The 9,762-nt window shown below is 35.7% G+C and carries 7 protein-coding genes; 3 read left to right on the top strand and 4 right to left on the bottom strand.

What is annotated here, in order from left to right; translation table 11 throughout:
• From HPY79_04160 to HPY79_04150, 3 genes are all read left to right on the top strand, one after another.
• A partial coding sequence (locus tag HPY79_04160) for a restriction endonuclease subunit S (protein ID NSW44989.1) occupies positions 1-710 on the top strand: 710 nt, incomplete at its 5' end.
• 5 nt (positions 711-715) lie between these two features.
• Positions 716-2,167: a putative DNA binding domain-containing protein gene (locus tag HPY79_04155; protein ID NSW44988.1), complete on the top strand. Its 1,452-nt coding sequence runs from the start codon at positions 716-718 to the stop codon at positions 2,165-2,167.
• Entirely contained in the window at positions 2,164-5,244 is a 3,081-nt protein-coding gene (locus HPY79_04150; GenBank protein ID NSW44987.1) for a type I restriction endonuclease subunit R, read from the top strand. Before HPY79_04155 ends, HPY79_04150 begins: the two co-directional genes overlap by 4 nt.
• A 311-nt stretch (positions 5,245-5,555) precedes the next feature.
• Here HPY79_04150 and HPY79_04145 read toward each other — a convergent pair whose 3' ends face one another.
• Genes HPY79_04145 through HPY79_04130 form a run of 4 tightly spaced genes read right to left on the bottom strand, consistent with a single transcriptional unit; the run spans position 5,556 to position 9,744 of the window.
• Positions 5,556-6,014, bottom strand: coding sequence for a RecX family transcriptional regulator (locus tag HPY79_04145; protein ID NSW44986.1), 459 nt, complete (start codon positions 6,012-6,014; stop codon positions 5,556-5,558).
• A complete protein-coding gene (prmC, locus tag HPY79_04140) occupies positions 6,007-6,861 on the bottom strand; it encodes a peptide chain release factor N(5)-glutamine methyltransferase (protein NSW44985.1) in 855 nt (284 codons plus the stop codon). The genes HPY79_04145 and prmC overlap by 8 nt, the downstream gene beginning before the upstream one ends.
• Before the next feature lie 4 nt (positions 6,862-6,865).
• A complete protein-coding gene (locus HPY79_04135; GenBank protein NSW44984.1) occupies positions 6,866-7,309 on the bottom strand; it encodes a hypothetical protein in 444 nt (147 codons plus the stop codon).
• Positions 7,300-9,744: a hypothetical protein gene (locus tag HPY79_04130; protein NSW44983.1), complete on the bottom strand. Its 2,445-nt coding sequence runs from the start codon at positions 9,742-9,744 to the stop codon at positions 7,300-7,302. The genes HPY79_04135 and HPY79_04130 overlap by 10 nt, the downstream gene beginning before the upstream one ends.
• Positions 9,745-9,762 lie beyond the last annotated feature (18 nt).

Genomic DNA, 9,762 nt, shown 5'->3' with positions numbered 1-9,762 from the left:
CAGAATTAGAAGCAGAATTAGAAGCAGAATTAGAAGCCCGCAAAAAGCAATACGAATACTATCGCAACACGCTCCTTACCCCCGTAGAGCACAACGGCCGCTGGTACCTCAATGGCAAAGAAGTGGAGTGGAAGAAGCTGGGGGAAGTGTGTGAAGTTTGCTCTGGCGGAACTCCATCCAAAAACAAGGAAGAATACTGGATAAATGGAAATATTCCTTGGTTAAAATCTGAAGTTTGCAACAACAAGTCTGTAAAAAGTTCTAATAGTTTTATCAATGAATTAGGTTTAAAAAATTCAAATGCTAAATTATTAAGAGAAAATACTACTCTAATGGCATTAGTTGGTGCAACAATTTTTAAAACAGCTTTTTTAGAGTTTAAGGCCTCAATAAATCAAAATATAGCTGCTATAAAATCAATTGAAGAAAATAAATTAAAAGATAAATTTATTTTTTATTGTTTGACGAATATGTATAAAGAATTAAAATCTAAAATGAATAGTTATGGAATGTTAAATTTATCAATTTTGCGTAACATCTCCATTCCCATCCCCCCACTTTCCGATCAGGAGCGTATTGTGGCTATACTGGACAAATTTGATGCCTTGGTGAACGATATATCGCAGGGCTTGCCGGCAGAATTAGAAGCACGGCGTAAGCAATATGAATATTATAGAAATCGATTGTTAACTTTCGAGCCAAAACAGTAACAACAATGATAGCCAGAATAAAAAAAATACTGCAAATGGGCGAAGGTATTTCAGTTGAATTTAAATCGTGTAAAGATCAACTTCCCCAAAGTATTTACGAAACAGTTTGCTCCTTTTTAAATAGAAATGGGGGCGATATTCTTTTAGGAGTTAAAGATAATAAAGAAATTGAAGGTATTAGCCAAGACCGTATCGAACAAATAAAAAAAGACTTTATATCCACCATTAACAACCCCAACGTAATGTCTCCGCCTGTTTACCTTTTAATAAATCAGGTAGAAATAGATAATAAACCAATACTACATATTTATGTACCCGTTGGTTCGCAGGTTCAGAAATATAAAAATAGAATCTACGATAGAAACGAAGATGGAGATTTGGATATAACCGACAATCATACACTCGTAACTCAGCTTTACTTAAAAAAACAACTATCTTATTCCGAAAATAAAATTTATCCTTATTGCAAATTAGACGATTTAGACGAACATCTAATAAATAAAGCGAGAAATTTAGCAGTAAACCAAAATCCTTCTCATCCTTGGAAAGAGTTGGATAACTTAGAATTATTAAAAAGTGCAAAGTTGTATTCAAAAAATTATCAAACCAACGAGGAAGGAATTACTTTAGCAGGAATTTTATTATTTGGAAAAGAAAAAACTATTTTATCCGTTGTGCCTCATTACAAAACCGATTTAATATTAAGAAGAGAAAATTTAGATAGATACGATGACAGAGATGATGTAAGAGTCAATTTAATTGACAGTTTTGAAAGAATCATTGCCTTTGGAGAAAAACACTTGCCAGACCCATTTTACTTAGAAGGAACTCAAAGAATTAGCGTTAGAAATAAAATTTTACGAGAAATTGCATCCAACATTTTAATGCACAGAGAATTTACAAGTGCTTTCCCTGCAAAATTTATTATTGAAAAAAATCAAATCAGAACAGAAAACGCTAATAAGCCTTATGGTCATGGTAAAATCAATCTTAAAGATTTTTCTCCCTATCCTAAAAATCCAACTATTGCAAGGGTTTTTAAAGAAATTGGTTTTGCAGATGAGTTAGGTTCAGGTGTAAGGAATCTTACTAAATATGTTAAAATATACTCAAATGCAATCCCTGAATTGATTGAAGAAGATATTTTTAAAATTATTATTCCATTAACCCCGCAAGTTACCCCGCAAGATACCCCGCAAGATACCCCCCAAGATGACAGTTATAACATACAAAGAGACAGTAAAATTTTAATATTTTGTCAAACAGAGAAATCGAGAGAAGAAATACAAAGGTATATATCTATCAATGATAGAGAATATTTTAGAAAATTTATTTTAACTCCATTGATAGAAAATGGCCTTTTAGAATTAACCATTCCAGACAAACCAACAAGTAAAAATCAAAAGTATAAAACAACAAAAAAAGGTTTAGATTACTTAAAAAAGGACAAAATATGAACAACAACACAAAATACAACTTAGTAGCCGAAAATACCCAAAGCACCGTTGTTGCAGAATATCAGCCAGAATACCGCACAGAAACGAGCTACCAAACCGAAGCTGAATTAGAAAACGCCTTCATCAAACGACTGCAAACACAGGGCTATGAATACCTTACGTTCAAAAACGAAGCGGAACTTATTAAAAACCTTCGCAGCTGTCTTGAAACACTCAATAACATTGCCTTTACCGATGAAGAATGGAACCATTTTTTAAAATCAGAAATAGCCAATCCCAATCACAGTATCACCGAAAAAACTGCTACCATACAAGAAGATTATATTAAAATACTAAAACGCAGCGATGGAACTACAAAAAACATTTACTTAATCGATAAACAAAACATCCACAACAATAAACTGCAGGTTACCCATCAATACGCAACCGATGAGGGAGTTCGCTCCAATCGCTACGATGTTACCATACTTGTCAATGGTCTTCCGCTGGTACATATAGAGCTAAAACGCCGAGGTGTCGCTCTGCAAGAGGCTTTCAATCAGATTAACCGCTACCAGCGCGAAAGCTTTTGGTCAGGAACGGGTCTTTTTGAGTATATTCAGATTTTTGTTATTTCCAATGGTACGCATACCAAGTATTACAGCAACACCACACGGTTTCAGCACATCAAAGAGATGAGCGACCGAAAAGCCCCCAAAGGCAAACGCACGAGCAACAGCTTTGAGTTTACCAGCTGGTGGGCCGACGAGACCAACAACCCCATCATGGACCTGATGGACTTTACAAAAACATTTTTTGCCCGCCATACCCTTTTGAATGTACTCACGCGGTACTGTGTTTTTACCACCGAAAGGCTTTTGCTGGTAATGCGACCTTACCAGATTGTTGCAACCGAAAAGATTCTGAAAAAAATCGAAATCAGCAGCAATTACAAAAAATACGGAACCATAGAAGCAGGAGGCTATATATGGCACACCACAGGCTCGGGCAAAACCCTTACCAGTTTCAAGACCGCACAGTTGGCAAGCCGTTTAGCCTACATCGATAAAGTGCTCTTTGTAGTTGACCGCAAAGACTTAGACTACCAGACAATGAAAGAGTACGACAGGTTTGAAAGGGGAGCCGCCAACAGCAACACAAGCACCGCCATATTAAAACGCCAGCTCGAAGACCCCAAAGCCCGCATTATCATCACCACCATTCAGAAACTGGAGCGATTCATCAAAGCCAATAAAGGTCATACCATATTTGATGGCCACGTGGTGCTCATTTTCGACGAATGTCATCGCAGCCAGTTTGGCGAAATGCATGCCGCTATTACCAAAGCGTTCAAAAAATATCATCTCTTTGGCTTCACCGGAACACCCATTTTTGCGGTGAATGCTTCTAACCCATACCGCCCCGATATGCGAACCACCGACCAGGTGTTTGGCGAACGTTTACACGCTTATACCATTGTCGATGCCATCAGAGACAGAAATGTCCTTCCGTTTAAAGTAGATTATGTCTCAACCATGCACGAAGCCGAACAAATTGAGGACAAAAAGGTGCCCGATATCGATAGAGAACGAGCATTAGAAGCTCCCGAACGCATTGCCCAAATTGTAACCTACATCATCGACCACTTTGACCAAAAAACCAAACGAAACTCGTTTTACCAACTCAACGAACGCCGTTTGGCAGGATTTAACTCCATATTGGCAGTTTCTTCTATAGATGTTGCAAAAAAATACTACGCAGAGTTTAAAAAACAAATCAACCTTTTGCCACCAAGCAAAGCACTAAAAATTGCGCTTATCTATAGCTTTGCCACCAACGAAGACGACTTAGATGGTGTGTTGGACGAAAACTCCGAAGACACCACAGGGCTCGACAAAAGTTCTCGCGATTTTCTCGAAGATGCTATCCGCGACTACAACGCCATGTTTGGCACCTCGTACGATACCTCATCCGATAAATTTCAGAATTATTACAAAGATGTAAGCCAGCGGATGAAAAACCGCGAAATCGATATGCTCATTGTGGTTAATATGTTTCTTACCGGCTTCGATGCCACCACACTCAACACCCTGTGGGTAGATAAAAACCTCCGAATGCACGGACTATTGCAAGCGTTCTCACGCACCAACCGTATCCTTAACGCAGTTAAGACCCATGGCAATATCGTTTGCTTTCGCAATCTCGAAGAAGAGACCAACAAAGCCATTGCCCTTTTTGGCGACAAAGAAGCCAGCAGCATTGTACTTATTCGCCCATACGAAGATTACTACTATGGCTATACCGATGCAGAAAAAAACGAAGAAAAACCAGGCTACAAAGCATTGGTCGAAGAAATGCTCGAAAAATACCCCATTGGAAAACCCATTGTAGGTGAGCATAAACAAAAAGAATTTATCAAACTGTACGGTAAAATACTACGATTAAAAAATATTCTCAGCACTTTTGACCAGTTTAGCGGTAACGAAATTCTTGCCGAACGAGATTTTCAGGATTACCAAAGCATATATATCGATCTTTACAACCAATACCGAAAATCTTCTGATGCTGAAAAAGAAACCATAAACGACGATCTGGTTTTCGAAATTGAACTCATCAAACAGGTCGAAATTAACATCGACTACATTTTAGAGTTGATACAGAAATACCATCAAGACCACATCAAGAATAAAGAGATATTGGTAGATATCATCAAAGCTATTGATGCGAGCTTAAAACTTCGCAATAAAAAGGATCTGATTCTCGAATTCATTCAAGAACTCGATATTCTAAAAGAAGTTAAAGGAGTAGAAGAACCTATTCGCGACAGATGGCAAAGCTATATCGTTGAAAAACGGATAAAAGAGTTGGAAAAAATGATCGATGAAGAAAAACTCGATCGCGAAAAAACCTATACGTTTATAAGAAATTCTTTTAAAAGAGGCTACATCGAAAGCATCGGAACCGAGTTTGCCCAAATTCTTCCGCCCATGTCTCGATTTACTCCCAGTGGCGAAAGAACCAAAAAAAGAGAAACCGTACTCCAAAAAATAACCGATTTCTTTGAACGATTTTTTGATATTTCGAATGATGAGATATAAGAAAACGTTTGCAAAACTCTTTTTTGTTATTGCGGTTTTTATCATGTTAAGATTGATTTTTTAATTGCAATAACGAATACTGTTGTATTATTTTAGTTTTGTAAAGATCTTAATTCGTTTAATTTTTCCCCATCTTGGCTCGTCATTCTGAGCTTGTCGAAGAATGAACCCAATGCCCATTTTGTTTTGCGTATGGTTATACCTCGACAAGCTCGGTATGACGGTGGGTGAAGAGTCGATTACTCAAAAAATATTACTATTTTTGTTAGCATGATTGAATTGTTTATTCATCACTTGGGTTAAATTTGTGATTAACTATTTACGTCGTTGGCTATTTTTTTCGCAATTTCGAATTCAACGCCTCGTCCCATTAAATATCGAATGAGTTTTTGTTGTCGTATTGGCTCGTCGTTATCCGATAAGCTTTTCCATTTTGCTTTTGCCAATGATGTAAAATGTTGAATATATTCATCATCGGTAATTTCGTTAAGTGCATTTTCTATTTTACCTTCCGGAAGTTGCTTTTGGTACAGGGCATAACGTATTTTCATCTTTCCCCATCGGTTAATCCAAAATTTATCGTGTACAAAAGCGTGTATATAACGATCTTCGTCAATGTAATGTTGTTCTTCGAGTTCAGATAATATGCGTTCGATCGAATCAGAATTTAAATTCGACGATTTTAGCTTTTGTTGTATATCGAATTTACAATATTCTTTCGACGAACATACATGCTGCATTTTTTGTAACCAATTTTTTAGATCATCCATTCTTTTGAGCTTTTATAAATCGCTTTTTTCCGTGAATATCGAGATCAATATTGGTATTCCATAAGTTTTCTACAAACATTTGCATCACTAAATCTGCATAATATTCGTGCACTTCTAAATATAAACTTCCGTTAGGCTTTAATATATGGTTTGCAAGCTTCATAATGGCACGGTAATAAACAATAGGATCGTCGTCGGGTACAAATAGCGCTATCGAAGGTTCGTATTTTACAACATTATCTAACATCTTATTTTTTTCGGATTCAGGAATATAAGGCGGATTACTAACAATTACATCAAAATAATTGGTTTTATCGGCAATAGTAGTTTGTAATACATCATCTAGCATAAAATTAACATTTACCAGATGCCGCTTAGCATTACAAGAGGCTATTTTAATGGCTTTTTTAGAAATATCGGTGGCGACTAATTGCCATAATGGGCGTTTTTTCTTTAACGAAATAGCAAGACAACCGCTACCGGTGCCAATATCGAGCACAGAGGCATTGGGAATATTGACTTCGTTGAGAATTTTGTAGCACAGCTCTTCGGTTTCGGGACGTGGAATAAGTACAGCTGGACATACAAAAAATTCTAAATCGCAAAACCAAGCTTTATGAATAACATATTGAATAGGCTCGTATCGTAAAAGACGTTTAAATTTTTGTTGTATTAATTTATTTTGATAATCGCTTGTTATATAATCTTTTTCTTCGTAAACCTGCACTCTGTATTTAAACTTTAAAACATCGCTAAGCAGCCATTCGGTAATCGATTTCGCTTCGTTGTATTCGTACAACTGGTGTAACGAATTTTTTATATAATAATTCCAATGCTGAACTTTCATTCCCCTACTTTTCTAGTTGATTCTTATATAAAGCACATTTACGTTGATAAACTTCTTGTGCTTGCAAAAGTCCCATTTGTGAGGCTTTATACATATCGCTACATGCATCGAGTGTAAAACCATATTTACTTCTGCAAATCGCCCTGTTGTAATAGTAAATAGGATTAAGCGAATCTATAAGTATTAAACGTGAATAATCTTTCACGGCCTTGTGTTGCATGCCTAAATCGACATACAGTTTAGCTCTTTCGAAATATGCTTGCTGATTAAGCGAATCGGCCTCTATTAGGTGCGTATAATACGCTATAAGCCGTTGAATGGAATCGCGTTGGTGCGAAGTTAAGTTACGATTAAAAAAAGAATCGACCGCCAAACGTTGTTGTGCTTGACTACAAACAATAATTAAGTTAAAAAACAAAAATAAAATAACGTTTTTTACTATTTGCATGTTTTGCAAAATATTTCTTTTACAGCAGGATTTTCGAGCGATTGTATAGAAAGACGTTTTTTCTTATAAAGTGCACATAATCGATTGGGGTCTAATTCGGCAGCTTTTTTAATGGCCATCGTAAATTTAGGCGACGAATATTTATGAGGTAAATGACTACATATGCCCAAATAGCTAAAAATAAGTTCATCGAATATGTTGTTTTGATTGATATAGGGTTCAACTAATTTGGCTGCAAATTCATAATCTTTCTGACCCATAAAAATATAAGCCAACTTTAATGAGTTTTGCCAGTTCGTTTCCGTTAATTTTGATATTGCTTTAATGGTATCTAAACTTGCCAACAATATGGGCGATGGTTCATCGAGCGTATCGAGAATCTGAATTTTCTTAAATTGAAATTCTAAATTGAGTAAATCAACTGTTCGACGTTTTAAACCGGTGGCATATAATCCACTAATTTCTCTCTGAAAATCGATCATTTGCTTATCGTTAGTAAATTCGTCGAACAAAATACGACAATAAGCTCTATTATAGTGAATATAAAAGTTTTCGGGTGCTAACTCGTGTAGCTTAGCAATTCGGTTGCAATAATCTTCGCCTAGTTCATCTTTATTGACATATTTTTCGAGCCACAACTTATTCATAAGCAATCCTGATAACCATAACTTATTCATTAAGAGACCTGCAAATTCGGGTTTTTCGGGTATTTGCTGACCAAATACAGCTTCTTTAGTATATTTTTTAGCTACTACTTTTTTGAATATATACTTCTGGATAGCTAAAGCTTGCGTTAAATTATTTTCTTTAATACATTTATTAAAACGATTGACTACATATTTTTCTTCGTTGTCGGGGTCAAGTCTGTAAGTAATATCCATTTTGATACGTGCATAACGATGTTTTTGCAATATGGGCTCCATTCGTTTTTGCAAGTTATTTTTGTTAATATATTCTTGTATTGCTTTAACATCGAGTGTAGCCAAATTGGCCCATTCAGTTCCTTGAACATCGCGTTTAAAATCTTCTAAATTATCGGCAGTAACAATATTAGTAATAAACTTGGCTTTTTGGCGTTGACGAAGTGCCTCAACAATGCTTTCAGCTCTTTTCTTTTGAAGCATTTTGTTCGATTCGTCGGTTCCTTCAACCGACGAAAAAGCTTCGATAGAAAGTTTATTAATAATAAAATCGGGCTCATTGAGCTTGTTAATCAATGGCTCTATATCTTCGGGTTTGTAATCATATTTGTTCCGTTCAAAAGGTACAATAAATTCTAAATGTGCTTTTTCTACAATAGGTGTGTATTCGGGAGCTCCAAAAGTGAATGTATCGGCTAACAATTCAATTTCTTTAGTAAACTCAACAGCAGCCTCGTCTTCAAACGATGGTGTAATAACTTTACAAACATGTTTATCAATAATGACAAGTAAATTCATTTCAAAATTATCGCTAATTCCCTGAGGTATTGGACCGATAAGTACATCTAATTTTCTTTTACGCTCTTTTTCGTCTTGAATTAAATTTTTCTTTTCCATTTTAGATGGTTTAAGGCGTTTGTAAAGAATGCCTTTATTAACCAAACGAAAATCGACAATGTTATCGTGTCCACAAGCATATTGTTCGCGTTGTACAAAATCAACAGCGATTCCATCTGTGGGTTCTTTTAAGAGCTTTTTAAGTTGCTTATATTGATCGTATTTAAAATAAACAAATCCTTCTTTTACATATAAGCCTCGCTGTAAATTTTCGATATTGCGAAACTTTTCACAACGTCGGCATATTTTTGTGTCGTAGGGTTTTAAACCATATTTTTTGGTGGTGTAAGGTACTTGAAGCTGATTTCGTAACGAGGCTCCTTGATTAAACAAAGTATAATTTCCAAAAGTCATCGATACATAAACCTTTTTTTTGTCGGCATCGAGATGCGAGCCTATTCCTGCTAAAACATATCGGGTACTTTGCAATATTTCAAGCGATTTTTTATCGTTAACCCACTTAAAGCCAATATCATCAGCTACTTTTCCGTAAGTAAATAATTCATTCCCTTTGCTAATGGGCATTTTAACAACAAGTTCAGACCCTAATCCACTACCTCCAAAATATTTAATTCTTTGTGATGTTGTTTTTTTCTTTCCTTCACCATCTAATGTAGCATTTTGTATTTCTGCCATATATTTTGACTGTTCGTCAGCAGCATTCATTAATATTGTCTCAAGGCTAAAAGTATCGAGCTTTTCTTTTTCGCGATAGGTATTAATATAGAGCAATACCAGCTTATTCAATAGTTCGGGTCTAAAGTCTTCAGGATCTATTGGCCTTTCATATATTTTTTTAATTTCAGGTTTCGATAAATCGATAAAACTTTGAGCAAATGTTGTGTATCCCAACATTAGCATTAAGAATACCAACAAATTATATTTTTTAACCATCATTTGACACATCATATATTT

The sequence above is a fragment of the Bacteroidales bacterium genome (assembly GCA_013314715.1).
GTDB lineage: Bacteria > Bacteroidota > Bacteroidia > Bacteroidales > GWA2-32-17 > Ch61.
The sequence above is the reverse complement of the archived record's forward strand: the minus strand, read 5'-3'. Positions and strand labels throughout refer to the sequence as shown.